This is a genomic window from Paenibacillus sp. 37 (assembly GCF_008386395.1).
Classification (GTDB): Bacteria; Bacillota; Bacilli; order Paenibacillales; family Paenibacillaceae; genus Paenibacillus; species Paenibacillus amylolyticus_B.
In genome coordinates this window covers 3,853,172-3,880,058 of the sequence record NZ_CP043761.1, presented here as the reverse complement: position 1 = coordinate 3,880,058, position 26,887 = coordinate 3,853,172, and the positions used below count along the sequence as shown (strand labels likewise).

The 26,887-nt window shown below is 41.8% G+C and carries 25 protein-coding genes; 3 read left to right on the top strand and 22 right to left on the bottom strand.

The window, feature by feature from the left end; genetic code table 11:
* Positions 1 to 108: 108 nt before the first annotated feature.
* The 5 genes from F0220_RS16625 to F0220_RS16605 form a co-directional block, all read right to left on the bottom strand.
* The gene (locus tag F0220_RS16625) at positions 109 to 1,146 is read right to left on the bottom strand and encodes a LacI family DNA-binding transcriptional regulator (RefSeq protein ID WP_105598939.1); all 1,038 of its coding nucleotides are present in this window, start codon (positions 1,144 to 1,146) and stop codon (positions 109 to 111) included.
* A gap of 1,100 nt (positions 1,147 to 2,246) precedes the next feature.
* Positions 2,247 to 3,230: a family 43 glycosylhydrolase gene (locus F0220_RS16620; protein WP_105598938.1), complete on the bottom strand. Its 984-nt coding sequence runs from the start codon at positions 3,228 to 3,230 to the stop codon at positions 2,247 to 2,249.
* A gap of 27 nt (positions 3,231 to 3,257) precedes the next feature.
* A complete protein-coding gene (locus F0220_RS16615) occupies positions 3,258 to 4,106 on the bottom strand; it encodes a carbohydrate ABC transporter permease (RefSeq protein ID WP_105598937.1) in 849 nt (282 codons plus the stop codon).
* 1 nt (position 4,107) lies between these two features.
* Positions 4,108 to 5,004, bottom strand: a complete 897-nt coding sequence (locus tag F0220_RS16610) for a carbohydrate ABC transporter permease (RefSeq protein ID WP_091020079.1) — start codon at positions 5,002 to 5,004, stop codon at positions 4,108 to 4,110.
* 84 nt (positions 5,005 to 5,088) lie between these two features.
* Positions 5,089 to 6,426 (bottom strand): ABC transporter substrate-binding protein, encoded by a 1,338-nt coding sequence (locus tag F0220_RS16605; protein WP_105598936.1) that lies wholly within the window; start codon positions 6,424 to 6,426, stop codon positions 5,089 to 5,091.
* 262 nt (positions 6,427 to 6,688) lie between these two features.
* On the opposite strand from F0220_RS16605, the gene F0220_RS16600 reads away from it, so the two are divergent.
* Positions 6,689 to 7,753, top strand: coding sequence for a GntR family transcriptional regulator (locus F0220_RS16600; RefSeq protein WP_091020083.1), 1,065 nt, complete (start codon positions 6,689 to 6,691; stop codon positions 7,751 to 7,753).
* On the opposite strand, the gene F0220_RS16595 is transcribed toward F0220_RS16600, so the two are convergent.
* The 13 genes from F0220_RS16595 to F0220_RS16530 form a co-directional block, all read right to left on the bottom strand.
* Positions 7,682 to 8,101 carry a polymorphic toxin type 8 domain-containing protein gene (locus F0220_RS16595; RefSeq protein WP_223199998.1) on the bottom strand — a complete coding sequence of 140 codons (420 nt, stop codon included), beginning with the start codon at positions 8,099 to 8,101 and terminating at the stop codon, positions 7,682 to 7,684. The genes F0220_RS16600 and F0220_RS16595 overlap by 72 nt on opposite strands.
* A gap of 245 nt (positions 8,102 to 8,346) precedes the next feature.
* Complete coding sequence (locus tag F0220_RS16590) at positions 8,347 to 9,663, bottom strand: sensor histidine kinase (RefSeq protein ID WP_105598934.1); 1,317 nt, start codon at positions 9,661 to 9,663, stop codon at positions 8,347 to 8,349.
* Positions 9,638 to 10,336 carry a response regulator transcription factor gene (locus tag F0220_RS16585; protein WP_105598933.1) on the bottom strand — a complete coding sequence of 233 codons (699 nt, stop codon included), beginning with the start codon at positions 10,334 to 10,336 and terminating at the stop codon, positions 9,638 to 9,640. Before F0220_RS16585 ends, F0220_RS16590 begins: the two co-directional genes overlap by 26 nt.
* Positions 10,323 to 11,285: a phosphatidylinositol-specific phospholipase C/glycerophosphodiester phosphodiesterase family protein gene (locus F0220_RS16580; protein WP_091020090.1), complete on the bottom strand. Its 963-nt coding sequence runs from the start codon at positions 11,283 to 11,285 to the stop codon at positions 10,323 to 10,325. Before F0220_RS16580 ends, F0220_RS16585 begins: the two co-directional genes overlap by 14 nt.
* 811 nt (positions 11,286 to 12,096) lie before the next feature.
* Complete coding sequence (locus tag F0220_RS16575; protein WP_091020093.1) at positions 12,097 to 13,035, bottom strand: VanZ family protein; 939 nt, start codon at positions 13,033 to 13,035, stop codon at positions 12,097 to 12,099.
* Positions 13,036 to 13,413: 378 nt separating this feature from the next.
* Positions 13,414 to 14,409 carry a glycoside hydrolase family 43 protein gene (locus F0220_RS16565; RefSeq protein WP_105598932.1) on the bottom strand — a complete coding sequence of 332 codons (996 nt, stop codon included), beginning with the start codon at positions 14,407 to 14,409 and terminating at the stop codon, positions 13,414 to 13,416.
* A 429-nt stretch (positions 14,410 to 14,838) separates the two neighbouring features.
* Positions 14,839 to 15,291, bottom strand: coding sequence for a GNAT family N-acetyltransferase (locus F0220_RS16560; RefSeq protein ID WP_223199713.1), 453 nt, complete (start codon positions 15,289 to 15,291; stop codon positions 14,839 to 14,841).
* A 303-nt stretch (positions 15,292 to 15,594) separates the two neighbouring features.
* Positions 15,595 to 17,286, bottom strand: coding sequence for a dihydroxy-acid dehydratase (ilvD, locus tag F0220_RS16555; protein ID WP_105598931.1), 1,692 nt, complete (start codon positions 17,284 to 17,286; stop codon positions 15,595 to 15,597).
* Between the two features lie 17 nt (positions 17,287 to 17,303).
* The gene (locus F0220_RS16550) at positions 17,304 to 17,969 is read right to left on the bottom strand and encodes a GntR family transcriptional regulator (RefSeq protein ID WP_091020097.1); all 666 of its coding nucleotides are present in this window, start codon (positions 17,967 to 17,969) and stop codon (positions 17,304 to 17,306) included.
* Positions 17,970 to 18,103: 134 nt separating this feature from the next.
* On the bottom strand, positions 18,104 to 18,295 hold the full coding sequence (locus tag F0220_RS16545) for a hypothetical protein (RefSeq protein ID WP_181155438.1): 192 nt from the start codon (positions 18,293 to 18,295) through the stop codon (positions 18,104 to 18,106).
* A gap of 178 nt (positions 18,296 to 18,473) precedes the next feature.
* Positions 18,474 to 18,914, bottom strand: coding sequence for a DsbA family oxidoreductase (locus F0220_RS16540; RefSeq protein WP_091020099.1), 441 nt, complete (start codon positions 18,912 to 18,914; stop codon positions 18,474 to 18,476).
* Positions 18,915 to 18,957: 43 nt separating this feature from the next.
* Entirely contained in the window at positions 18,958 to 19,602 is a 645-nt protein-coding gene (locus F0220_RS16535) for an NAD(P)H-binding protein (RefSeq protein WP_105598930.1), read from the bottom strand.
* A gap of 39 nt (positions 19,603 to 19,641) precedes the next feature.
* Positions 19,642 to 20,301, bottom strand: coding sequence for an SDR family NAD(P)-dependent oxidoreductase (locus F0220_RS16530; RefSeq protein ID WP_091020102.1), 660 nt, complete (start codon positions 20,299 to 20,301; stop codon positions 19,642 to 19,644).
* A 197-nt stretch (positions 20,302 to 20,498) separates the two neighbouring features.
* Between F0220_RS16530 and F0220_RS16525 the strand changes: the two genes are divergently transcribed.
* Positions 20,499 to 21,092 (top strand): TetR/AcrR family transcriptional regulator, encoded by a 594-nt coding sequence (locus tag F0220_RS16525; protein ID WP_105598929.1) that lies wholly within the window; start codon positions 20,499 to 20,501, stop codon positions 21,090 to 21,092.
* A gap of 348 nt (positions 21,093 to 21,440) precedes the next feature.
* Here the strand turns inward: F0220_RS16525 and F0220_RS16520 are convergent, their stop codons facing one another.
* The 4 genes from F0220_RS16520 to F0220_RS16505 all read right to left on the bottom strand — a co-directional run bounded on the left by F0220_RS16520 (position 21,441) and on the right by F0220_RS16505 (position 25,424).
* Positions 21,441 to 22,400, bottom strand: a complete 960-nt coding sequence (locus F0220_RS16520; RefSeq protein WP_105598928.1) for an NAD-dependent epimerase/dehydratase family protein — start codon at positions 22,398 to 22,400, stop codon at positions 21,441 to 21,443.
* Positions 22,401 to 22,436: 36 nt separating this feature from the next.
* Positions 22,437 to 23,627, bottom strand: coding sequence for a glycine C-acetyltransferase (locus F0220_RS16515; protein WP_091020108.1), 1,191 nt, complete (start codon positions 23,625 to 23,627; stop codon positions 22,437 to 22,439).
* 391 nt (positions 23,628 to 24,018) lie between these two features.
* Complete coding sequence (locus tag F0220_RS16510; RefSeq protein ID WP_091020109.1) at positions 24,019 to 24,387, bottom strand: nuclear transport factor 2 family protein; 369 nt, start codon at positions 24,385 to 24,387, stop codon at positions 24,019 to 24,021.
* 578 nt (positions 24,388 to 24,965) lie between these two features.
* Positions 24,966 to 25,424, bottom strand: coding sequence for a nitroreductase family protein (locus F0220_RS16505; RefSeq protein WP_223199712.1), 459 nt, complete (start codon positions 25,422 to 25,424; stop codon positions 24,966 to 24,968).
* Between the two features lie 342 nt (positions 25,425 to 25,766).
* Here F0220_RS16505 and F0220_RS16500 point away from each other — a divergent pair, with 342 nt between their 5' ends.
* Entirely contained in the window at positions 25,767 to 26,603 is an 837-nt protein-coding gene (locus F0220_RS16500) for an alpha/beta fold hydrolase (RefSeq protein WP_105598927.1), read from the top strand.
* The last annotated feature ends 284 nt before the right edge of the window (positions 26,604 to 26,887 follow it).

Below are 26,887 nucleotides of genomic sequence, written 5' to 3'. Positions count from 1 at the left end.
ATTAAGTTAAACGTTTAAATTACTTTGAAAAGAGAAACTTAAATTCCTCTTTGGTATTGCAAAGCCTACCTGCGTTGGTTCTATATATGGAAACTGGCATGCGCCTTTTTAGCTTTTAAGCTTCCGAACGGAATCGCGTTCGATCAAGCGACATTCCGGCATGGTTAGGTTTTGAATATCTTCTCCATGGATTAGGCGGTAAAGGGTTTCTATCGCTAAATATCCCATCTCATGAAGCGGTAATCCCATTGTTGTCAGACGTGGGCTCAGGTAATCGCTGAATTCCCGATCATCAAAACCAACTACAGAAATATCTTCAGGAACGCTTAGCCCCTTTTCCTTCGCGGCCTGAAGAACCCCGACGCCCATAACATCGTTCATTGACAGGATCGCAGTCGGCGGATTGTCCATGTCGAGTAGCTCGTTAGCGTACCTATAGCCCGAATCTCTTTCCCAATCCCCCATCTTTATTAAGGAAGGATCAAACGGCAATTCAAAATCGGTGACTGCTTTGTAATAACCGTTTAATCGGCGTCTTGAAGGGATTGAATCCATTAAACCACTAATAATGGCGATGCGACTGTGTCCCATTTGTACCAAGTACGACATCGCTTCATAAGATGCCTGTTCATCATTATACTGAATTGAAATATCGTCTTGTGTGTAACCGTAGGTGTATATAATCGGTTTACCTTCAACATTGATTAGACCTGTCAAGTCGCGAGTGTGAACTCCGATGTAAATGATACCATCCACCTGTTTACCAAGCAGTTCAGATACAGCACTGCCTGCATACTTACGGTAAGCTTCGACGTCTTGAAAATTACGGCCAATTCGTTTGTCGAGCCTAAGGTTAACCAGCAGGATATGAAGGTCGTGACGGTCTCCAAAGTCGTTAATACCATCGATAATATTCGGAGCGTTAAAAACAGTCACATCCTCCGTAATAACACCAATTGTGTTGGTACGGTTACGTTGGAGGCTTTTAGCAATCTCGTTCGGTTTGTAATTCAATGCTTCGATGGCCTCCTGGACCCTTCTGCGCGTTTCGGGACGCACATTGCGAGTGCCGTTGAGTACATAGGAGACTGTAGCAATAGAAACATTAGCCCTAAGTGCGATGTCCTTTATGCTAGTTTTTCTCATAGGTCTCTCCTGTCTAAGCATACGAACCATCGTTCATTAGCTGTTTAAACGTTTAGATTTTTTTGATAGTTGAATCTTACCTTACAATCACTGATTAAGCAATCTTTATTTTGGGTTTTACTTCCACTTTTTTTTACTGAGACACTTGCGTTGATTATGACTAATAATCTCTTTTATTAGACTTTATAGTATCCTTAAAATTCCATACCTACTGAGCTTAACAGCTCATTTAGCATATTAAAAACAGCCGCTCGCCAGCTGGTCTGTTATGTTTAAACTTAACGCTCCCCGCTAGCGTAACACCAATTAGGATTAAATCAAAAGTAAAACTACACAAGCAGAAAAACAGCTTATTAATGCAATGAAAATATGAAGACAACTAAATGAGGTTTTTTCCAGAAAAATTCTTTGTTTTCTTTGAATGAAGCACGAGTAAATAAACACAGTTATCACAAGGGGTAAATATAGTTGAAGATCCAGCCCATTACCACCCGGAACGAATTTATTAATATATCCACCTATGTTTCGCGCAGATAGCATCATTCCAGCCATTCCTCGTGAAAATGCCACTAGTCGGATTAGCTTAATGAAAAGATAAATATTCTAATCGACATTGGTACCATGTTCTTAACCTTTTCAGCGATGATACTAAGTTCTTGCCTTAGGTCCTGATACAAGAAAAGTCGTTATTCAAGCGAAGTCTTATATTTATGTGGCTTTTATCTCGCCATGGAAGTTCCAGCATCATACTATTTAGAAATCTACCTAATCCGAAATGACACCAAGTTCTTGTCTTCAACTTGGGACAAGAAATTGGTTTAAAACAAAAAAGCCGCTATAATAGCTAGCTGATCACTTAATCGCACTGTACAATACCGCCCAGTTCGCCCAATCTAAGTAGCTTGTTAAACTAAACTGCCCGTTAGCTTAATGAAAATAGAATGAGCAACTTACCACTACTTATGGTACGGTTCAGCGTATTATCTGTAGAGCGAAATCGAAGGCACCCAGTAGAGTGCCTTCGATGTTCTTACTGTCTCTCTTTGGTAAGTTGGATAAACGAACTCAAATCCATCAACCAACCTTGTTGGGACACTCGTTCACTTTACAGAACGTGCAAGTGCTGCAACAGAGCCGGGGAAATCGGGTCTGCCGTCAGCCGTCCACAAAAGCTCCGTCACAAATGTATGACGATTCGGATCGTACAGCGGATCTCCTATAATATTCTTGTACGTTCTTGCGTGGAACACAAATAGCGTCTTTTCGTCGGCCTCTGACACCGTGAAGGAATTATGACCGGGACCATACATCGAGATGCTCTCATCTGTCGAGAGAACCGCTGTTTGTGACTTGCGCCATGAGGCGGCATCGAGCAAATCCGCATCCGCATCGGCTTCAAGCAGGCCCATGCAATAATTGAAATCGGTGGCGCTAGCCGAGTAAGAGAGGAATACCAGATTACCCTTGCGAAGAAAAGCCGCGCCTTCGTTCACTTTATAACCAATGATCTCCCAGTCATACTCCGGCATCGAGATCATCGTTTGCGGCCCAGTCAACGTCCACGGATTGCTCATTTTAGATATATACAGATTAGAGTTACCTTCAATATTCGGATCCTTTTGTGCCCATACGTAATAACGGATTCCATTATGCTCAAAGGTAGTGGCATCGAGGGCGAAGCTTTCCCACGCGGTACGAACCTGTCCTCTTTCCACCCAACTGCCTTCGAGCGGATTGACATTTTCATTCTCTAGTACGTACATCCGATGGTCGAACAAGCCTTCATTCGTTTCCGTCGTGTGTGCGGCAGCGAAATACACGTACCATTTGTCATCAATAAAATGCAGTTCAGGTGCCCAAATATTGGCACTAAGGATACCCGTCTCGCGTTTTCTCCAGATCACAACAGGAGTTGATGTAACAAGCCCCTCAAGGTTCCGGGCTCTACGGATTTCAATCCGGTCATACTCCGGAACGGATGCTACGAAGTAATAATAACCATCCGAATGTCGGTAAATAAAAGGATCAGCTCTCTGCTCAATCAATGGTTGTACGTCGTGTAACACTCTTTTTTGGACTGCCATCTTATCACCTGTTTCATCATAATATTACTACCCTTTAACAGCACCTGCAGTCATACCGTCTATGAAGTATTTCTGGAAAGCAATGAACAGTATAAAAATTGGAATGATGGAGAAGAAGGAGCCCACGATCAATAGATCATAGTTATTGCCATAAGGAGTTAATAACGTTTTCAAACCGATTGGAAGTGTATATTTACTCTGATCTCCCAACACCATGAATGGCCACAACAGATTATTCCAGCTATTCATACCATTCAGAATGGCCATTGCTGCAAAGGATGGCTTCATAATCGGCATAATTAGTCTGAAATATATCGCATACTCGTTTGCCCCATCAACCCGCCCAGATTGAATAATTTCTTTGGGTATGCTTCTTAGATATTGCCTGAAGAAAAATATTGTCGCGGCATTGGCTATACCCGGCAAAATGATTGCCGAATAGCTATTCACCATTCCCAAATCATTAATTAGGCTATACAAAGGAACCAGCAGTATTTCGAAAGGCACCATCATAATGAGCAAAACACATATAAAGAGGAAGTTCTTACCTTTAAAATCATATGCTGCAAAACCATAAGCAACAAATGAGCTTACAAAAAGTGTTAAAACCACTTGAACGATTGTTAAAATCATACTGTTCCAAAACCACACAAAATAATCATGTTGTCCAGTAAACAGATAGATGAAATTATCAAAACTCATGATTTCAAAATCCAAACTTAGGTTAAGACCATATCTAACTAATGATTCACCTGGTTTAAAGGAAGAGAGGGCCACTGCATAGAATGGAATCATAATTAAAACGAATAGTATAATGAATAAACAAATAATTACTATTCTAGAGATGAAATCACTCCTCGTCTGACTTTTGCCCACTTTAATCCTCCTCCTTTTTGAACATTCCACTAAATTTCAGCTGCGTTAAATTGATAACCATAGCAATGACTAACAGAATGATACCAACTGCAGCTGCGTAACCCAGCTTATTCTGCTCAATCCCTTGCCTATACAGGTATCCAACAATGGTTAAGCCAATATTTTTGGGTGAATTGTTACCGTTAAACATCATCAGACTCTCGGTAAACATGGCTAAACCTGCATAAACACTAATTGTTGTAACATATACCGTGGTCGGCTTCAATAATGGCATTGTAATCGTTCTAAACTTCTGCCAAGCAGATGCCCCGTCAATTGAAGCAGCCTCATAATATTCATTGTCAATGCTTTTCAAACCGGATAGATAGTAAAGCATATTAACACCTGTCCATCTCCAACATGCGAGGATTAACAGTGCTGCCATACTCCAATTTCCGTCTTTCAAAAATTTAATAGGCTCTATACCAAATAGACCCAGCAAACTATTCATTAATGAACCTTCCATTTCACCGAATGTAAGGCGGAAAATGGTACCCGCAACTGCGACAGATGTCAACGCAGGTAGAAAGAACGAAGATTTAAAAAACTCTCTTCCCTTCATTAACTTACTGTTGATCATAACGGCGAATAACATTGGAAAAGGAATTAACAGCACTAAGGTTCCCAACATGTACACAACGCTATTTTTAATAGATGTCAAAAACACTTTATCGGTAAGTAATTTCGAATAATTTGCTTCACCAATCCATTTAGGATCCTGTCCCAACATCCGATCTTGAAAGCTCATTACGAATGAATTTACAAGTGGAAAAAACCAGAATATCAAAAATATGAGTATAAATGGCAGTACAAAAACATAAGGTGCAACTTTTTGAGAGTATACAAATTTCTTTATCATATTCTCAATCTCCCTTGATTAAGGTTAAACCTGTCGACTACTATACCTGCCGACAGGTTTAACCAAATCATTTACTTATTATATTTATTTCAATTCTTGTTCAATTGCTGCTTGTGCTTCATCCAACGCTTCCTTCACGTCTTGACCATCTTCAAAGATGGCGTTCAAAGTAACCGTATTGAAGATATTGCCGATGGTCGGTGAAGCTTTAACGGATTTGATCGCTTGAATTTCGTCCTTGATTTCATTCAAAGTATCAAATGCATTTGTTTTAAAGTATTGTACGTACTCGTTATCAGGGTTTTTCGTTACTGCATCATCTTTCCATACTTCCATGTTGATTGGGTCAAATCCAAGTGTATTCCAGATTTCAGTAGTAGCTTCTTTCGAAAGCTTAGCAAAGGCTACAAATTCTTTGGCCAATTGAACGTCTTTACCACTCTTAGTAACAACTGTGCCAGTACCACCTAAGCCAACGGAACGAGGATTACCTTCTTCAAATACAGGCAATGGAGCAATTGCATACTTACCTTTAAGGTCCTTCATTTCGTTTACAAAGCGGGACATGTACCACTCAGGCATCAATGCACTTGCGTAGTTGCCTTTGTTGTATTCGCCTTTTGCTTCTTCTGTGTCGGGTTGTCCGCCTGGGATCGTATGAATAACATTGTTCTTCTGCAGATCAACTAACATTTCATACGCTTTAATCATTTCAGGCGAGTTAACTTTTGGATTACCATTTTCATCTGTAAAATCAGTGTTTTGCTGAGCTAACAGCAACGATGCTTGCCACGTAGCAGATGTATCAGCAGTACCTAAGTACTTGCCAGTCTTTTCATAAACCTTGATACCTGCTTGTTTGTAATCTTCCCACGTTATGATTTTCTTGTAGTCAACACCTGCTTGTTCGAGAATTTCAGTGTTGTAGAAAGCAAGTGTTGCACCTACGTGATAATCAAAGCCATAAACCTGATCGGCTTTGGAGTAAATCTCGACACGCGAAGGAACAACAACGTCTTTGTATGGTGCAAATACATCATTCAAAGATTCCAGTGGAACGTTGTCACCTTCCAGGAATTTAGGGAATTGACCAAGCTCGATATCCGCGATATCAGGAGCACCTTTTCCGCTTGTAACTGCCAATAAAAGCTTGTTGTGCATATCATCGTAAGGCATAACCGTTACATTCAACTTAATCTGTTTGTCTGGGTTCTCTTGGTTCCATAAACCCAGCATTTTATCCAAATGCTTGCCGTGCAAATCTACGAATGTCCAAAATGACAATTCTGTTGCATTCTCACCGGCATTAGCGCCTAATTGCTGTGTTTCCGTTTTTGAATCAGATGCATTACCACATGCTGTAAAAAAAAGGGACATCATAAGGATTGTAACGATGGAGATTAACGTACTGCGTTTCTTCATTTCTTCGTCATCCTCTCTTTTTGTGTTATGCATTTGAAAAGTCGGCTGACTAGTTAGTTCTGTTAATTTAAGCGGTTTCAATCTACCTTGGCACCACCATCCTTAACATAATTCTAACCGTTCAAAGAAAAGACCCCTTCGCAAAAATTTCTTAGATTCCATATTGTAAGCGCTTTACATGCCGTATTATAATATATATGAAATAAGCTTTATATAACCAATTGATTATAAAATCATAAAGTTTATGGGGAGATGCTACTCTTTGAAAAAGCTGGCGCTCTACAAACAAATTCAAGAAAATATTATACAGAAAATTAAATCAGGGCAGCTTCGGCCCACAGACCGCATTCCTTCTGAGCAAGAACTAATGGACGAATTCAGAGTAAGTAAAATAACCGTCAAGAACGCCCTAACCCTACTCGCTGACGAAGGATTAATTATACGCGTACAAGGCAAAGGCTCATTTGTCTCTTCAAGTCTTGTTGTTTCTAGCATCCATTCTCCCCCATCCGAAGGCAGCGCGTCCTCCATACCACTCATCGGCTTCATCATTCCGACGATGAGAACCCGTGTCATTCAAAAGCTCGTTGACTACACAGAACAATTCCTGCAAGAAGCCGGCCTCAACATGGTACTTAGCATCACGCGAGAGTCCTCCTCTATCGAAACAAACGTCATCCGTACACTAACGGAACTCGGTGTGAAGGGGCTGATCGTTTTTCCGACGGAAGATGAGAAGTACAACGAATCATTACTGCGTCTGTCGCTCGACAAATTTCCGTGTGTGTTCATCGACCGCTATCTGCGCAACATTGAGACGTACACCATTACATCCGATAATTACGGCGGTGCGTATAAGGCTGTATCCCATTTGTTATCCAAGAGTCATCAGCAGATTGCGCTCATCTCACCTGAAAATGCCAATACAGCCGTCGAGGATCGCACGCTTGGCTTCGAGCAGGCATATACAGATCAAGGTATCTCAATTGACAAGAGCTTGTGGTGTCACATCCCTCTCAACATTCTACGCAGCGAGCATGCATTGGACTATGTAAGCGAATTCTTGCAGAACCACAGTGAAATTTCGGCAGCTTTCTCCTTGACTGAAGAAACAGCACGCCTTACATCATCCGCTATCCGTCGTCTGAACGATCACTCCAATATCGATTTGCTATCTTTTGATAATCCACATCTTTCAGGCGTAGCTTATGTGCAGCAGAATGAACAGGAAATGGCACGAACAGCCGTAAGGCTGTTACGTGAACAGATGGAAGATACTTATTCTCCTAAGAACGCCATTATTCCCGTGCAACTCATCTTCCCTTGACACGACAATCGTTGCAAGTTCTTGTCCTTGGCTCGGGACAAGAACTTGTGCCGATAAAATAAAAAAAGCCGCTTCAATAGCGACTTCAATGGGAATATGTTCTTTTCCCTCGACATCGGTCGAAATTCTGGGAACGGCAACATCAATCCTGTTACCTTCATCATCTTCAGTAACATTTAAAACACTGTGTTCGTAACCGTAACCCTTTCTTGCCTCGAAACCACGTTTGTGCTGCATCTGGTATCCCTGAGGAACTCTTACATTTTTGCGTTTTTTTCTTTTAATTTCATTTAGATCAAGTTTGATTTCTCCTCGTAATGAAGTTGAAACCTTATCTTCATTTGCTATTCCTTTCAGTTTAGTTTGTTTTCCTGCTCAGAGAAAAAAGTCTTATCGTTTATTTATTTCATGATTTTTTGTTTTAAAGTAATGCGCAATGTGAGCAAGCATATTCTTCTTGGTAATCAGGAAACGATTTTGTTCCAAAATTATAATTATTTTTATAGCAAAAGGGGTTGGAAAAGAGCCTGAAGTAAAGTTAACCCTCATACATCCTGAAAGGGAGCATGAGGGTTAACCTAGTTCTATGACTTTTAAATTAAGCGCTGCTTGGGCAAATGCAGAATAACGTTGAATTGATCGCCATGAATCTCGATTTTGATCTCCCCGCCGTGCAGCTCAACGATGCTTTTCACAATGGACAGCCCTAGTCCGGAGCCTTCTGTCTGGCGGGATTCATCTGCTCTTTTGAAACGCTCGAACAACTCTTCCGCAGCAAAATCAATCTCATAAGCAGCAGTATTTTGAATTTTGAATTGTACCTGATTATCAGACTGGTCCAAATAAATATAGATTCTGGTTCCTTGAAGTGAATATTTCTGCGCGTTGCCAATTAAATTTTCGAATACACGCCAAATTTTATTGCCGTCCAAATGTGCATGGATGGGGAATTTTGCAATCCTCTCCCGAATCACAGGCGACGTTTGTCCCATACTGGTATTGGACTCGGCGATCGCCTGTGTCAACAATGTCGCTACATCCACGTACTCAATATCCAGCTCTACTGTACCGCTGGCCATCTTTGAGATTTCGAACAGGTCTTCAATCAACAGCTTCATCCGTAGCGCCTTCCGGTCCAGGGTTTCAATATAGGCTCGGGTAGTCTCCGTAGACAGATCTTCTTTTTTTAATAAATCTACATAATTGATAATAGAAGTAAGCGGAGTCTTCAAATCATGCGATACGTTGGTAATCAGCTCTGTTTTTAACCGTTCGCTCTTCATTTGATTCTCCAGCGCGCTTTGATACCCGGCTTTCATATTGTTAATATAGCCAGCAAGCTTGGATAGGGCATCCTTGCCGGTATCTTGAATCGTATTCTGAATATTTCCTTCAGCAATTTCTTTGCTCCCGTTGATGATAGCGATGAAACGTCCAAGCTTGGAAAGGATATACGGTACCAGAAAAAGCACATACAGCAATACATAAAGTATGAAAAAAAACTGTTGATATATGCTGTAATATGTGGCTGCCTGCCAAATACAAATGCCGGCTATCGCGGTTAGCAAAAGCATCATGATGAGACCAAACGTTAGTCTCCAGTTTTGCAAACTGGCTCTAAGACCGATTCTCCAAATGTGAAAGTAATCCATCAGCAGACTGCCATGCCAGAAGGAACGACTACTGTGGGGTGCCTTAAAATAAAGAAACAATCTGCTTGCCAGTAAGCAAAGAATAATAAAGGCAAGCAGTGCCTGAATGTAACTTGAAGTTGAATAGCTCAGACTCAACCCCGTGTATGAATACTCGTTTATGAGTAAGAGGATCCATAAGATCGCGGCGACAATGATGACAATAAGGTCGATTGGAACCTTCCAATCGGCTTTATTTTTTCTCGATTTTGTATCCAATTCCCCATACCACCTTTAAATATTTTGGGTCTTTGGGATTGATTTCAATTTTTTCACGGATGTTTCTCACATGTACGGCAACCGTATTCTCTGAAGTGAAGATCAGTTCATTCCACACGCGCTCATAAATCTCTTCAATCGAGAAAACTCTACCCTTGTTCTCCATCAGCAGCTCCAAAATTTTGTATTCTTTCGGGGTCAATCTGACGTCCTCTCCATCTATCTCAACAGTCTTCGAGCTTTTGTTCAGCACGAGTCCCCTTACTTGAATGAGCTCATCCCCGTTTGACTGGAAGGAACCTAAATTCGTAAACCGGCGCAGTTGAGATCGGACTCTGGCAATCAGCTCTAGAGGATTGAACGGCTTCGTTATATAGTCATCAGCGCCCACGTTGAGTCCCAAAATCTTGTCGCTATCTTCTGACTTGGCAGAAAGCATAATGATCGGTATATTTTTGTTTTCACGAATTTTAAATGTCGTTTTAATTCCATCGAGCTGCGGCATCATGTTGTCCATAATAATAAGATGAATGGTTTCTTGTTCAAGAATTTCCAGCGCCTCCAATCCGTTAGAGGCAGTTAATACATCCACTTCTTCGCTTTTCAAATAAATAACGAGCGCTTCTCGAATTTCCGGTTCATCGTCTACAACAAGAATGTTATTGATAGCCATTATTTCTCACCTTCATCACGATATTTCTTATACTTGCTAATCCGGAACTCATGTATCCCGAAAATTCAACATGGCCGGGGGGAGCGTCTGCAAGCATCAGCTCCTCTGGTGATTCTTCCTGATCCGTGTAAAACCCATGTACCCCAAACCTGGACAGAATCTGCATTACCGGTCTGCTGTTGACAGTATGAACATAACTTTTTACCCCAAACTTATTCAGTGCTGGAACTAAATTGGGGTTTAGATACACGCGGTATGCAGGCATGGCAACGGCTGTCAGTTGTTTGTCCCTTACGAATTCTACAATACTTTCGGCGGAGGCGCCAGTTTTGTAAAGTGAATATATTTTGTTTGGAAAGGGGTGGATTCCCATAACCGTGTCATACATTTCCGGGCTGAAGATTTCAGGTATAACCCGGTTGAGCAGTGCAGGATCCGTACGTCGAACCTCATTGACTAGATGCGCAAACTGCTGCTGAATTTGCTCTTTGCTGCCTGCTTTCGTGTCCACAATTAAGTCGAAATCAGGATATTGTTTCATCAGGTGCAATATGTCCGGCAGGGTAAGAGGGTGGAATCTTCCCATAATAAGCGAGTTTGCAAACTGAAGCTTTGTTACGTTTTGTCCGCGATGAGCGGCCAAGTCCGGCTGTAGCTTCTGCGACCAATCATGTCTGGCTACAAGCTTCCCATCCGTCGTCTGCACAAGATCAACCTCGAACAAACGGTACCCTCTATTGTAATTGGTTATAAATGCCTCATAAGAATTGGTATAGTTAGCACCGTCAACTCCACCAAATGCATGTGCAATAAGCCTGTTTTCCTGCCAGCCGCTGGTGCCAGCTGCAGAGTCCGGGTGATTCTGATCTGTCCTAACAAGCCCCCAGCTGCACCAGATCATTCCTGCCGTTATGATTATGAGTAAAGTTAACATCATCGTTTTCTTCATTCTTTTGCTCCTTCGTTATCCCGATGTAAGTCATACTACAGGACTCAAATGAAGAAGGAGTGGTATAAAAACGAATGAATTTATGAAGTTTGTATACATTGCTGAACGAGAGATTCAGATCTCGTGATAACGTTGTAGCTCCCTGGAGCACAAGCACAACTTATACTAAATGGTTGTTTCTCAGATACTTCGATGGGACTCGTAGCTTGTAGTCAAGTTATGGGACAATCAATTAGGGAGGATTATCGGAGCCTTATTTGCGAGCTATCACCTTACTAAAACCGCTTTAGGTCTTCGCATTCTTAATATGATTTTGCCAAAGTCTTGTCTGGTCATTATTTTTTCTCTTCTTCTCAATACATCTTATAAATGTGTTCCAGACTTGCCGACTGGCTTTAATTGGTTAATCGGATTTTGTTTTGTCCTTATCGGTAATTGGTACAAGTTCTATACGCTTGTATATAAGTGGATTTTAAAATGAAGATTGGTTTTATTAGCTATTGTTTACCGTTAGTTTAACGAGTTTTAATAATTTCTTGCCAGTTAGGAGGCAAGTCATAATCCTTAATGTGCTTATACTAAAGAACTACTACTGATCCGGAGTTATCTATACTAAACCTCAGCGAGTCGGTCCTGCGATTTTTGTTCCTATTTTTTACATACCATCATAAAGGGGCAGCCCAATGGTCGTTTTACTGACTTTTTGGACAGCCCCTTCTGAAAAATCCCGATCTCAAAAGCAAAAAAACGCTTGAAAACCCAAGCGCGAGGTGTAATTCATGATAAAATGGGGCGAAGTCCCTTTAAGCACTCAGTTCCAGAAATACTGCATCCGCGTATACCCGACATCCCATGCTTTCATGTCGCCCTTAATCGTGATCTTCAGCTCATCGCCCGGCTCAAGCGGGATTTTGAATAGCGACGGAAATAGATCGGGATTACTCTGCTGATCTTCTCCAGAGCCGGTCAATATTTCATTGCCATCCCGAGTAACACTGATACTACCAGAATAATCCGTTGGTTCGGGGCATCCGTAATCGAAGGAGAAAATCGTCTGTCCCTCAGACTTGTACGTGAACGTTCTGGAATCTCCGTCTTCAGCACCATATAGGTTATAGCGAAGCGGTACCTTCTGTCCGTTGATTAGGATGCTGTCCGGCTTGTCTCCAGCGGATGAATGGCCCGAAGTATCCGTCCAGTCATTGATCGCCACAAACGGGCCCTCTACTTTTGTTGTTATTTTGTCTACCGCCGCCCCTAATCCCCATAAAGCTATAAAAAGAATCATACCCGATATAGCCGTTGCCACCAGATTGCGCCCGAGGCTCCGGTAACGGAAACCAAGCTTGTACGCCCCAAAACCGAGGGCTGCTCCAATCGAATTCTGAAGAGCGTCGTTGATATCGAAGCTGCCCAGGAATGTAAGGGCCTGGATCGTTTCCAGCACAAGAATCGCGATGAAGAATAAGGTGATGAACCGGACGAAGCTGACCCGGTACAGCCATGGAATCAATATACCGAAAGGAATAAACGCAATAGTGTTCCCGAAACCCACCATACTCATGAGGCTGGGATGCAGAAGATCAAATGGAGACGGCAACTTAAGGAAGTTCTCGGGCATGAAAATAAAGGTATATTGGGTAATGTTCTCCAAATCCTCTCCTCTGCCGAAAGCGAAGAACATAAAATAAAGAACAAGCAATGTGTACAATACGGTTACAGTTAATAAAATCTTGCGTTGTTTGACCATGGTTAACTCCTCCACTCTATTTTTCCATCCATCACTATACCTTATTTACCCGTTTCATGCACCCCTTAGCTTGATTCGAATCGCCAACAGGGGTGAGATGACGCCGCCTTGTAGTGTCCCTACATCGGAGCGCCTAACGTTTCCTTCTTCCATGACTCCGTGATCTCTTATGATTAATGGTAATGGTCCTCAATAGAAAGAATCATTTTCTACTGTTCTACACATAGTGTCATAGTAAAAATATTCTTTGTTCAACAGAAATTTTCACAAGTTTGAGTGACACAACTGATCCTCCTATCAAAAAAGCAGCCCCGCCAGGAGCTGCCTCATGTTATGCCTTATCTTGTAATCTTATCTGTTTCCGCTAACCCTTCCAGCTTACTCGGCATCCGGATAAGGATTGATCTTCTGGATCGTTCCGTCTTCGTTGTATTTCAGCTCGGAATATTTAACGCAGCGCTTGTGGTTGACACCTTCCGATAGGGAACTGTCGTGATAGAACAGATACCACTTGTCTTCAACTTGCACTATGGAGTGGTGGGTTGTCCAGCCGATAACCGGAGAGAGAATCTCGCCCTTGAACGTGAATGGTCCCATCGGGTTCTTGCCGATCGCATATACGAGCTTATGCGTGGTTCCTGTAGAGTAGGACAGGTAGTAATAGCCGTTATATTTATGCACCCATGGGCCTTCAAAATATCTTCGTTCCTCATCCCCGGCCAGAATCGGATTTCCGTCTTCATCGACAATCGATATCTCGGAAGGCTTGCCCTGGAAGGACAGCATGTCGTCGCTAAGCAGTGCAACTTGCGGTCCAAGCGCCGGCTGGTCAGGAGCAGGTCCTTCTGCATCTGGCACGAAGCTGCCGGTCTGCCATTTCTCCAGCTGGCCGCCCCAGAGTCCGCCGAAATAGATGTATGACTGATTGTCTTCATCCACCAGTACGGCCGGATCGATACTGAAGCTGCCTTCCATATAATTCGGCTGCGGCGTGAACGGGCCTGCCGGAGACTCTGATGTTGCCACACCCAGACGGAAGATGCCGTCATGATCCCGTGCCGGGAAGAACAAGTAATAGGTATTGTTCTTATAAGCGGCATCCGGTGCCCAGAGTTGCTTGGAGGCCCACGGAATATCTCTCAGATGCAACGCTTCGCCGTGATCAACCACCGGAGAATCGAAGTTGTTCATCGAGAGGACATGATAGTCTTCCATTTTATACTGGTCGCCGTTATCGTTGCTCGGCTCGTCATGATCGAGGTCATGGGAAGGATAGATGTAGATTTTGCCTTCGTAGACATGGACGGACGGGTCCGCAGTGAAGATGTGGGTTACGAGCGGCTGGTGTGGCTTAGGTAGTTGTTGTTGATTCATAAGGCATCTCCTTTAGTATTGGAATAATAGAATCCTTCATAATAAGCAGAGCTGGCGTTCTCTGTACCGTTGCTCGAGGCACGCAGTCCCGAGCAGACGCCGGGTGAAGCCGCTTGCTGAGGCACGCGAACACGGGAGGCACCTCATCGTCCAGCATGTAGGCATTCCCGCGCTTGGCCCAGGAATAGCGCTCAAATATCCGGCGATTACGGGATTACGGTAATTCAGTGATTGGATCCTCAGAATTCAAAGCAAGCGTTTACAATCTCTATTGTATAAGTCCCTATTGTTTTTTCCTATACACATACTAAAGATCTTCCCCCGAAAAAATGTACAATTTCCGCCCATTTCATTATACTGGAAATATAAACCAAATGCTCGCATTTGGTTTACCCTGCTTCTTTGGTTTTATTGAACTAACGTTCCCCGTTAGTTCAATGACCTCTTCAAATCAACCCTTGTATAAGTTTTCTCATACGTTGTCCCGTCTTCATTGTGGAATAGAGCTGTTCTTGAGTATGGTTCAGTAATTCTTTTATATCCAAGCTTAGTTATAAGCTTTATCATTTTTGGATTCCCAATTGGGTCAACACCAACGAATATTTCAGAATAGCCGAGTTTCTTTGCAAGTTTTTCATGATGTCTAATTAAACTCGAACCAATACCACTGCCACGATAATTTTCATTTACATATAAGTCACTCAATTTGGGAGATACGTAACTACTAAGTTTTAGAAGACCGAACCCCAAAATTGTTGATCTATCCATTTCAGCAACTAGGAGATACACTTCCTTTTTTTCTTGTTGGTTCAAATACGTGGTAAATAAGTCCTTGTTATTTCTTACATCAAGCAGAACTCTGATATCTTCTTTCTCTGCCAACTTTGTGTGAATGATTAAACCATGCAATTTTAAAATTATCAAAGTACATTTAAATTAAAAAAGAGCTTTTTCTAACAAAAGCTCCTTTACTTTAGGTTGAATAACTACATATTTGCCAGCATTAATAAATCCTCAAGGTTCAGCCTTCCAATAACCTTCTCAACATTGTCTCCTATCCATAATGAACTCTGTTTTCAATCGCAATATCTATATCGTTCATGTGATAGATAGTAACAAAAAGACGCCCCGCATAGCGGAGCGACTTGAAGAAGTACTCATTAAAATTTATCGATTGTATTTGGTTTATTCCATCAAATCGGTTACTGCCCCTTTGGAAGCGGAGGAAACTAATTTAGCATATTTGGCGAGTACACCGGATTTCACTTTCAGTGGCGGTTGTACCCAAGCTTGTGCTCTAGCAACTAACTCTTCTTCTGATAACTCAACCTTCATCTCCTGAATGTCGCTATCGATGGTAATAATATCCCCATTTCTAAGCAACGAGATCGGTCCACCTACTTGTGCTTCAGGTGATACATGGCCGACTACAAATCCATGCGATCCCCCAGAGAATCTACCATCTGTGATGAGAGCTACTTTCCCGCCGAGCCCCTTTCCTACGATGAGTGCTGTAACGGAAAGCATCTCAGGCATACCCGGTCCACCCTTCGGACCACAATAGCGTATGACCACGACGTCTCCTTCTTTAATTTCATCATTCATAATCGCTACTGTCGCCTCATCTTCACTATCATACACCTTAGTCGGGCCAGAGAACTGTTGGATCTTCATGCCTGACATTTTCGCAACAGCGCCTTCAGGGGCGAGATTTCCTCGAAGTACAACCAGTGGTCCATTTGGCTTAAGTGGATTATTGAGCGGTCGTATAATCTCTTGGTCATTTTCAAGTGGAGCAGATTCCGCTAAATTCTCCGCTAACGTTTTACCTGTTACGGTGAGGCAATCCCCATGAAGTAAACCCTCAGCAAGCAATAGCTTCATTACCCCGGAAACACCACCAATATCATTCAAGTCCTGCATGACATATTGACCACTTGGCTTCAGATCCGCCAAATGAGGAACACGCAAACGAATACGCTCAAAATCATCCAGGGTTAGATCTACTTCAACCGAGTGCGCAATCGCTAGCAGATGGAGAAACGCATTGGTTGACCCGCCTAGAGCCATAACAACCGTGATCGCATTCTCAAATGCTTTCTTCGTCATAATGTCTCTTGGGTAGATTTCCTGTTCAAGAAGTGAGATGACCTGCTTACCAGCTGCTTCGCATTCCAATGCTTTATCGGCTGAAATGGCTGATGTTGAAGAAGAACCAGGTAAACACATGCCCATTGCTTCTGCAGCTGCCGCCATCGTATTAGCGGTATACATGCCGCCACAAGCCCCTGGACCTGGACAAACGCTACATTCGACCTTATGCAGCTGTTCATCTGTTATTTTCCCATCTTGATATTGACCCACGGCTTCAAAAGCCGAAACGATATCTACATTTTTACCATCGAGATTACCCGGTTGAATGGTTCCTCCATATACATAAACGGAAGGAATGTTCATCCGTCCAATAGCCATCAGACATGCAGGCGTATTCTTGTCACACCCACCGATCGCAACCACGCCGTCAAAACGCTCTGCTCCGGTTACAATTTCAATCGAATCAGCTATAGCTTCTCGACTTGGTAGTGAGAACAACATCCCGCCGTGCCCCATGGAGATCCCATCTGACACGGTAATTGTATTAAAAATTAGTGGAGCACCGCCGTTATTACGTGCACCCTGCTTAGCTTGCACCGCTAAATCATTGATGTGCATATTACACGGTGTTACTTCACTCCACGTACTCGCTATTCCGATCATTGGCTTTTTAAAATCCTCATCTTGAAAACCAACTGCACGCAGCATCGCTCTGTTCGGAACCCGGTTAGCACCTTCACTGATCACTTTACTTCGAATACGAAGATCTTTTTTGTTTTCCATGTCCCTTACCCCTCATTTCAAAGTATTTCGTTCAGTTCCTGCATTGGTCGAATAAAATTTTGTTTCATTATTACGTGAGCATCCTCACTATTTTTGCCTTCAAAAGCTTTAATAATCAAATCATGCTCTTCGACTGAAGCAAGTGTAGCTGTAATAGGTTGTTTTAAAAACACATATTTAAATCGCCTAATGTGAATCTGGAGAGAGGTATTAAATGTGGCCACATAAGGATTATCTGAGAGCTCCACAATATAATTATGAAATTGCTCATCCACCTCCATAGCCTGATAAACTTGCCCATTTTTAATGGAACTTGCGAATTCCAAATTTAGTGATCTTAGTTTCTCAATCTGTTCTGGAACAATAATTTGGGCGGTGATTTCAGCAGCTAAAGCTTGAAGAGCGGCCATTGTTGAATACATCTTAAAAATATCGTTTTTCTCAATATTCGTTACTTTTGTTTCTTTTCCTGGATGCATAGACACGAGGCCTTGAACTTCGAGTAACTGAAATGCCTCCCGAATCGGTGTCCGGCTAACTCCAAGCGATTCAGCCATTTCCGCATCAATAAGCTTTTCACCTGGTTGCAGTGTTCCATCAATGATCCATCGCTGAATCTGAGAAAACGCTCTTTCTTTTGCGGACATACGGACGGGCAAGGAAAAATCTTTAGGAATTGGCATGGTTTTCATCCTCATTACAATTATTCTTATATGCAATATATCGCATACACGATTGAGAAGCAATTATTATTTCATTTTATTACTCACTCCATTAATTTGTCCGGATATTCGAAGCCGAGCTTAGGTTGAAATCCTCAATGAGGATATGCACTATTTTTGGTTACGATATCCTTCTCTTTCTCTGATAAATGAAGCGCCTCATTAGCTGCATAAGAAAAGAAAGAATACTCATCCATTTTACTTCCTAAAGCACTTTTTCTAATCAAATCCGGATGGAAACATAGCATCCAGCCTTTCTCATATTTGTCTCCTGTCCTTCTCTTCATTCAATTACTTCAACTCACATTGACTCAATTATAGTAGGATACTATTGATCAACAGCTTGGTGCATATACGCATCCACTTTGGATTTATCCGAATCTCTCATCAAAGGGCTTATACAATAAAAAAAGGTCCCGACAAAAAGCAGTCGACACCTTTTTTTACAATGCTTATTGGTTTTATTTATTGAGATGCTTGGTTAAGAGCTTTTAAAAATACCTCTGTTGGTTGTGCGCCGGATATCGCGTATTTTCTATCAATGACAAAGAAAGGTGCTCCTGTTATCCCTAATTGTTTTGCTGTGGCTTCATCTGAACGCACTTCGCTAGCATATTTGGATGAATCATGGAGAACTGCGATTGACTCGTCCCTATTCATTCCAACTGATTCTGCAATATCTGCTAAAGTAACATGATCACTAATTAGCTTGGCGTCCGTGTAATAAGAGTAGAACAGCTTCTCTGCTAATTCCTGATCTTTACCCACAGATTTGGCATACTGGGTTAAACGATGCGCATCAAACGTATTGGTGGGCTTTATTTGGTCGATATTATACACGAGACCCATCATTGCTGCTTGTTGTTCAAGTTCAGCATGTGCCTTTTTCGCTTGCTCGATACTCATACCATACCAACCTTAATCGGTGAATACTACATTTTTATTGAGCTTATTTGTTATAAATAATAGGCATTTTTCTAATCAATTGGTTGTCACGAGCAGCAGAGTACATGAATTTGCCAACATTTTCTCTGGAAACAGACATTTTAGCCGATTGATCTCCGAATGAATAGTCATAAGACTGCCCTGTGTATTTAACATTGGGGTTAATAATTCGAACGACTGTCCAATCCAGATTCGATTCCTTAATCATTCCTTCTATTTTCTTCATTTCTGCATAACCGTTTGGAAGGAGAACTTTGGCTAATACACCTGGAAGTATCGTGGACATGTTTTTCTTATCGTCATCTGATTGCAAAGCTGGCGTTGCAAGTGTAATGAACCTTTTTTTGTTAAGTTTGTTCATAGCCCTAATCATCAGTTCGTGCCCGTCAGCAATCGGCGTGCCTTTAAGCTTTCGTGACATATCGGATGCTGGACCCAATGTGCTGATTACGACATCGGATTCGGCAATGGCTTTCTCGATGGTTGAAGTATTTGAAATTTCCCCTTGTAAAAGGCTCAAATTTGGATGTTTGAGACTGATTTTTTTGGGGTTTCTAACGTATGCCGTAACGAAATCTCCGTGATCTAATGCAAGTTGGGTTACAAGCTGTCCAATTGCACCACTTGCACCAAAAACAGTGATGTTCATATTCTTTTCTTGTATCTCCTTCAAAATAAATTATTCAACTTACACTTTATCTTCAGTTATAAACTCTTCTACTCTGTCTCTTTTGGTGTACATGTCGTACCAAATATCAGCGATTTTATCTTGAACTCCTGAGTTCGGTTGCATCCAAATTCCAATTGAAAGATGACCCGCATAAACCCCTTTATCCGATAATTCGCTGTTCAAATTAAAGATATAATTACGAAGTCCTGAGATTGCAATTCCGACATTGCCCATCATCGGTACCGGGTGAATTGCTGAGCCTCCAGTCGTAAATAACAGGGCACCACTTTGCTTATCCAACATATCCGGAAGCACTTGTTTAACGCTCGATAAAGCACCTAAAACATTATATTGAAATTGGTATAACGCATTTTCTTCAGTTACATCTAGTGTTGGCGCTACTGTGTCAAAGCTCGGCGTTGGACTGTATTCAAGAACATCAATATATCCGTATTTCTCTTTAATAGCGGCAAATGCCATCTCAATTTGTTCTTTGTTTAATATGTCCGCTTGAAAAGAAGCAGCTTCGATTCCCAATTGTTCTAATTCAATAACCAGTTGGTTCAACTTTTCTTCATTTCGCGCAATAAGCGCTACGCGGAAGCCATTTTGCCCGAATTTTTTCGCGATGGACATTCCTAAACCTGCTCCTGCTCCAACAATCGCTATCGTTTTCATCTAAAATCTCCCCTTTAATTAGAGTTAATTATCAGTAAGATAAATAATGGTCAACGTGTTGTATATTTATCTTTTGTTTATTATGATGAATATAAGGTCAGCCTTCAATGTTTAATAATTTTGATTTTGAGAGATAAAATACAGTTTCAACTTAAATGTCGTATATCTAACAAAAAAAGTTAAGGGAATGAGCCATAATGAACAAAAAAATCGATTTGCGTATCCTTCGCTCCAAACATTCGATAAAAAAAGCGTTTATAGAACTTCTTAATGAAAAGGGGTACGAAGGAATTACGATTCAAGATATTGCCGATAAGGCAATGATTAACCGAAATACCTTTTACCTTCATTATCAGAACAAACCCGATTTGTTAAACGTATCTATGGACGAATTACTAGAAGAACTAAATAGTACACTCAAGCAATGCTCAAGCAGCAAAACTCCTGTAAGCGGCTCTATGCTTGAACAACTAATGCAAACCATACTGGAGAAAATTAAGGACAATATTCCCTTTTACAGAGCATTGTTACTAGATGAGAATAGAATCTATGGTTTTCAATCAAAGATGGAGGAAATTATAAAAAATACAGTGGAAGATGGCTTGGATGATATTTCCCTGAAGATTTCAAAGGAATTATTACTTCAATATATTGCATCTACTTTTATGGGCATTGTAATATGGTGGGTTAAAAATGATTTTTCTTATACTCCAAATGAACTCGCTTCTCAATTCGGAAAAATTTTAACTCATGGACACTTAAAAGCCGCAGGTATTTCAATCGATGATTAAAGTGATAAATGCTTGCGAACAGTAGCTGGCTAGATAGGAAAGAAAAGGAGCCCCTCGAATGAGGGCTCCTTTTCTGTTATTACACTTTCAAAAAATATTATTGTACGCTTGAAGATAAACTAATACCTCCGCTCTTCGCTTTACAACTATTCTGCCCGTTAGCTTAATGTAAATGATACATTTCGTAATCAACATGTCCTGTTCCTTCAACCCAGCCTTATTTCCTCTCGCAAGATGGAGGATGAAAAAAAAGAAGCTGCAACAAAAGGTCCGGGTAACGTCAAACCTCCTCTTGATGCAGATTCTTTTGTATTTCTACTCGCTTGGCACAGTGAATTTATAATAGATTTAAGCTTTGCGAAGCATTTGTCTCTCGCTTAGCTGTGATAGCATATCCTTCGTCATGGCCTTCAAGTCGTAGCGGGCATGAAATCCCCATTCTGTTTTTGCTGCTGTCGCATCAATGGAATGCGGCCAGCTATTGGCTATCGCCTGTCTCTTCGGATCAACGTCATAATCTAGGATAAAACCGGGAAATTCCTCCCGAATCGTTGCAGCAATCGCCTCCGGATCCACGCTCATTGCAGTGACATTAAATGAGTTTCGGTGTATCAATCGGGATGAATCCGCTTCCATTAAATTGATAATAGCGTTCAGGGCATCCGGCATATACATCATGTCCATGTCTGTGCCCTTGGCGATATAAGATGTATACCGTCCAGTCGTCACGGCTGCGTAATAAATTTCCACCGCGTAATCCGTCGTTCCTCCACCGGGAGGCGTCATATAAGATATCAATCCTGGGAATCGCAGCCCCCTAGTATCCAGGCCGTACTTGTGAAAGTAATAATCACAAAGCAGTTCACCGGACACTTTGTTCACGCCGTACATCGTATTGGGCCGCTGGATTGTATCCTGCGGGGTATTGTATTTCGGAGTCGTAGGGCCAAAAGATCCAATGGAACTTGGAGTGAACAATTGGCAGCCGAGCTCTCTGGATATTTCAAGTGCATTCATCAATCCGCCCATATTCAAATTCCAGGCAAGCAGGGGTTTCTCCTCTGCGGTAGCCGACAGCAGCGCAGCCAAATGCATGATGGTATCAACTTCGTACCGCTTGGCGATTTCGAACATCGCCTTATCATTCGTCACGTCCAGCAGCTCGAATGGTCCGGATCGGGTAATTTCGTGGGCTGATGACCTGAGATCCGTAGCAACGACATAATCCGCACCATAAATCTCACGTAATTTAACAACTAACTCAGAACCGATTTGGCCGAGTGCCCCGGTCACCAAAATCTTGTTCATAAGACATTCCTCCCGAAATATACTCCCGCGAATGCACTAAATCAGCTTCATTTCCTTGCCAACTTTCTCATAAACAGAGATCACTTGGTCGAGCATCTCCTTGGTATGGGCAGCTGTCGGCATGTTGCGTATTCTTCCAGTTCCTTTCGGAACCGTAGGAAACAGGATTGCCTTGGCGTAAACGCCTTCTTCATAGAGCCGTTTGCTGAACTGTTGGGTGGTTACTTCATCGCCAATGATACAAGGTGTGATCGGAGTTTCGCTTTGGCCTACATCATATCCAAGCCGGCTCAAGCCATTTTTCAAATGATTGCCGTTCGCCCATAGCTTCTCGATCAGTTCTTTGTCATTCATCAAAATGTCGATAGAAGCGCTACAGGAAGCGATTGCAGCCGGAGGTAGCGATGTCGAGAACAGAAACGGACGGCTTCTCAGCTTCAACCATTCGATCAACTGTTTTTTACCCGCCACATAACCGCCGACAACGCCGATCGCCTTGGAAAGAGTACCGATTTGAAAGTCGATGCGGTCGGACAATTCAAAATGCTTCACGGTTCCTGCACCTGCTCCGAGAACGCCCGAACCGTGTGCATCATCGACATAAGTAATCAGATCGAATTCTTCTGCTATTTCCACGATTTCGGGAAGTTTTGCTATATCACCATCCATGGAGAAAACCCCGTCGGTGATGACCATAATTTTATGGTACTGACCGGATTCCTTGGCCTCTTTTGCCTGCTGTCTTAAATCATTCATATCCGAATGCTTAAAGCGAATCACCTTGGCTCTCGACAGGCGGCAGCCATCAATAATGGAAGCGTGGTTCAGCTCATCGGATAAAATCGCATCATGCTGGTCCATTACAGCGGATATAGCAGCCATATTACAGTTAAATCCCGATTGATACACGATAACGGCTTCCGTTTTTTTGAAACGAGCCAGTTTTTCTTCAAGCTCAATATGAAGATCCATCGTACCATTAATTGTTCTCACAGCCCCTGCTCCTGCCCCGTATGTCTGCGCCGCCTTAACTGAAGCGTCAATCAGGCGGTAATCTGTTGCCAAGCCCAGATAGTTATTAGAAGACAAATTGATTAGGGACTTTCCGTCAATACGAATAACAGGACCATTTGCCCCCTGCAGTGTATCGATGAAGTTATATAGACCTTTATTCTTTAGATCTTCGATGTTCGAACTTAAAAATTGGTCCAATGCTTGACTTGACATTTGATTCCCTCCTTGATATACGTTTGTCCTTGTACAGGAGACATGTCATTATGCGAAAAAACCTTGTTATAAAGGGGGTTTGACTAATTTCAATGTAGCATCTTTTTTATTCTTTGTACACATGTGGAGGACAAAAAAGTGAAAAATACGCAAATAAATATAGTGATTATTCCCCCTTCCCCGAAAGTAGCGGAAGCGTTTGCCGAAGTTATGCACTCTTAATTAATTAGATATATATCTAATCTGAAAAAGGAATATGTTCTTGTTCATTCGGCAATCGGTAGAAGTTCTTTTCCTTGATTCGGGACACGAACTTCTACCGATCACATAAAAAAGTCGCTAAAATAGCGACTTCAATTCAATGGGACCATGTTCTTGTCCCGCGACATCTTTAGTCAATCTTACATGGTCTAAAAGTTTCATGTTTAGCTTCATACTCTTCTATTAATCGGATTTTATTTCCATCAAATCTAATCATTGATATACCATCAAATGAATAAAGTTGTTTTTCTTTTGCTTCAAAATACCATTCTACAAAAAATAAGGTTTCATTTACTTGATGAATATTTTTTATCTTCCATTCTAAGACAACTTGCTTCAGTAACATTTTTTTGATCCACAAATGGACTTCCTCTATACCCACATACATTGCTCCATAACATTCGCGGTAGATAATATCATCCGAAAAATACGTATCTAATGACGTAAAATCTCTACTTACCCACATAAAGAAATATTTTTTTATAATTTCTTCTTTCATAAGTACTCCTCTATTTTTTAATTAAGCGTATTTCTAAACTAGTGTTTTGAATCAATTATATCAAATGAACGGAAAAGAAGAATGTACATGATAACTCTGCTCATTCAGTTTAATCCTTCTTTTAATAGGGAAAACGTTCAAATCCTGCTACAACAGTTCAAAATGAAGTTGAGTCTCTGGTAACTCAGTATTCCCTATTGACTCATTGCACCGTCCCAATTCTAGAACCGCAGCAATGCGCTCGTTACTTATTTGGAGCCAATACGGCATGATTGAGCAATTCAAGGATTAGATCCTGCGATACCGTTCGATCTAAAAACTCACTGGAACCGTCCATGACCTTCCAGATCGACAATTTAATTTTTACATCCTCCTCTCTCCTATGTATTCTGCCCACGCAATATGGTCCACTTCTGCTGGGCTGGCGTTCTTTTCCTACTTCTTGGCGCTTTGTCGAAATATCCTATATGTAGAAGAATACCAACAAATCTTTCATGCTCACGTAAGCCAATTCCATTGAAGAACCCTTCATGCTGAATCATGGACTCTGTATCCCACAACACGCCTAACCCTCGTTCTTAGCCCAACAACTGGAAGCTCTGCATCACCCCGCAGGCAGCCGCATAATTGCGGTCATTGGTCAGTCGATCAGTACCGACATTGGATATAACAATGACATGCGCGGGAATATCGGTAAATCTCTTTTTAAAAACCTCCATTAGTTTTCCAGGGATCAGATTCCCCAGCTTGCTCTGTGATATCTGTTGCATCATAAAGTCCACCAGCCGTTTAGATGATTCAGGAGTTCCGGTATATACCACACGCCACGAGCCAGCCTCAACAAATGGTTGAAGCTGAATAGCCTTACGAAGTAATTCAACAACTAACTCCCGGTCCACTGGCGTAGAGTTACATTTACGAATACTCCTTCGCTCCCTGATCAATTGCGCCAGATTAATGACATTGTCGGCAGAACTCAGAATTCCTTTCGCATGCTTCTCCAAATCAGCATCGTAGGAAACCAGCCAAACTCCCATTTCACCTTTCGGCCCTCCTGCAAAACCGTCAAGCGATGCGTGCAAAAATTAAACGAGTTTTCTCATTTTAAATTCTCTTTTGTTCATCTTGTGAAGTAGGCTGACAATGCTGATAATCTTGGGTGGGATTCGTCATCGACCTTTCGCGCTTCTCAAAGGAATATGTTGATGATTAACTGAGTACCCACGCTAAGATATAAACTTGCAAGTATAAACCAATCGGTTTATACTAATACAAACAGTATAGAGAGTGAGGCGATCCATGAACAAGCCCCCATTCATGTTTCTGAGCTTATAGCTTCTGTATGAACAAAAATATAATAACTCATGGAGGTATTTTCTATGTCTAAAGTAAATGTAGGCGCTGAGAATGAACAACCAATTGAACTGTATTATGAAGATCATGGTGAGGGAAAACCAATTATTCTGATTCATGGCTGGCCTTTGAGTGGGCGATCCTGGGAGAAGCAAGTTCCTGCCCTAATTGAAGCAGGCCACCGTGTTATCACATATGACCGTCGTGGATTTGGTCAGTCTTCCCAACCTTGGGATGGTTATGACTATGATACTTTCGCTTCGGATTTGCATAAATTGATACTGCACCTTGATCTGCACGATGCCACATTAGTCGGATTCTCCATGGGTGGCGGCGAAGTTGCACGTTATGTGGGAACCTACGGAACAGAGCGTGTTTCCAAAGCCGTATTCGCGGGAGCGGTTCCTCCATATCTCTATATAACCGAAAACAATCCTCAAGGTGGGTTGGATGATGCAACGATTGCAGAATTCCAAAACGGGGTTAAAGCGGATCGGCTAGCATTTTTGGATGGTTTTACAAGCAACTTTTTCGCTGCTGGAGATCGTACAGACCTTGTGAGCGAACCATTCCGTATTTATAACCGTGATATTGCAGCTCTGGCTTCACCTAAAGGCACATTGGATTGTATTGCTGCCTTTGCCCTTACGGATTTCCGTCAGGATCTGGAGAAGTTCAACATTCCAACACTGGTTATCCATGGTGATTCAGATGCCATTGTGCCTTTGGAGGTGAGTGGACAACGTACTCATGAATCCATCCCTGGCAGTCGTCTGGTCGTTGTCGAAGGTGGACCACACGGATTTAATGCAACCCATTCTGAACAATTTAATGCAGCATTGATCGAATTTTTACAGGGTTAAATTAAGTTCGACTGATGATTTTAACCAAAAGAACAAAATGAGAGAAAAAGTAGAACGTCTCCTATAGAGGAGACGTCCTGCTCTTTCATTATTTTATAGGAAATGCATATGAAGAATGAACACCTTCTTGATCATTAGTAATACACAAAAAGTGCCACTATGCATATGATTGATGGCTACTTGGTACATTATGAATCTGAACCGTTTCGAAATTTGTATTGAATTTCGGATGTAAACTTGAATTTATAAACCGATCGGTTTATACTGATACAAACAGTTTAGAA

Coding starts and splice junctions, on each gene's coding strand:
- F0220_RS16625 (WP_105598939.1), bottom strand. CDS start 1,146: ATGAGAAAAACTAGCATAAAGGACATCGCACTTAGGGCTAATGTTTCT.
- F0220_RS16620 (WP_105598938.1), bottom strand. CDS start 3,230: ATGGCAGTCCAAAAAAGAGTGTTACACGACGTACAACCATTGATTGAG.
- F0220_RS16610 (WP_091020079.1), bottom strand. CDS start 5,004: ATGATAAAGAAATTTGTATACTCTCAAAAAGTTGCACCTTATGTTTTT.
- F0220_RS16605 (WP_105598936.1), bottom strand. CDS start 6,426: ATGAAGAAACGCAGTACGTTAATCTCCATCGTTACAATCCTTATGATG.
- F0220_RS16585 (WP_105598933.1), bottom strand. CDS start 10,336: ATGGCTATCAATAACATTCTTGTTGTAGACGATGAACCGGAAATTCGA.
- F0220_RS16580 (WP_091020090.1), bottom strand. CDS start 11,285: ATGAAGAAAACGATGATGTTAACTTTACTCATAATCATAACGGCAGGA.
- F0220_RS16575 (WP_091020093.1), bottom strand. CDS start 13,035: ATGGTCAAACAACGCAAGATTTTATTAACTGTAACCGTATTGTACACA.
- F0220_RS16565 (WP_105598932.1), bottom strand. CDS start 14,409: ATGAATCAACAACAACTACCTAAGCCACACCAGCCGCTCGTAACCCAC.
- ilvD (WP_105598931.1), bottom strand. CDS start 17,286: ATGGAAAACAAAAAAGATCTTCGTATTCGAAGTAAAGTGATCAGTGAA.
- F0220_RS16550 (WP_091020097.1), bottom strand. CDS start 17,969: ATGCCAATTCCTAAAGATTTTTCCTTGCCCGTCCGTATGTCCGCAAAA.
- F0220_RS16545 (WP_181155438.1), bottom strand. CDS start 18,295: ATGAAGAGAAGGACAGGAGACAAATATGAGAAAGGCTGGATGCTATGT.
- F0220_RS16540 (WP_091020099.1), bottom strand. CDS start 18,914: ATGAGTATCGAGCAAGCGAAAAAGGCACATGCTGAACTTGAACAACAA.
- F0220_RS16535 (WP_105598930.1), bottom strand. CDS start 19,602: ATGAACATCACTGTTTTTGGTGCAAGTGGTGCAATTGGACAGCTTGTA.
- F0220_RS16530 (WP_091020102.1), bottom strand. CDS start 20,301: ATGAAAACGATAGCGATTGTTGGAGCAGGAGCAGGTTTAGGAATGTCC.
- F0220_RS16525 (WP_105598929.1), top strand. CDS start 20,499: ATGAACAAAAAAATCGATTTGCGTATCCTTCGCTCCAAACATTCGATA.
- F0220_RS16520 (WP_105598928.1), bottom strand. CDS start 22,400: ATGAACAAGATTTTGGTGACCGGGGCACTCGGCCAAATCGGTTCTGAG.
- F0220_RS16515 (WP_091020108.1), bottom strand. CDS start 23,627: ATGTCAAGTCAAGCATTGGACCAATTTTTAAGTTCGAACATCGAAGAT.
- F0220_RS16510 (WP_091020109.1), bottom strand. CDS start 24,387: ATGAAAGAAGAAATTATAAAAAAATATTTCTTTATGTGGGTAAGTAGA.
- F0220_RS16505 (WP_223199712.1), bottom strand. CDS start 25,424: ATGGGAGTTTGGCTGGTTTCCTACGATGCTGATTTGGAGAAGCATGCG.
- F0220_RS16500 (WP_105598927.1), top strand. CDS start 25,767: ATGTCTAAAGTAAATGTAGGCGCTGAGAATGAACAACCAATTGAACTG.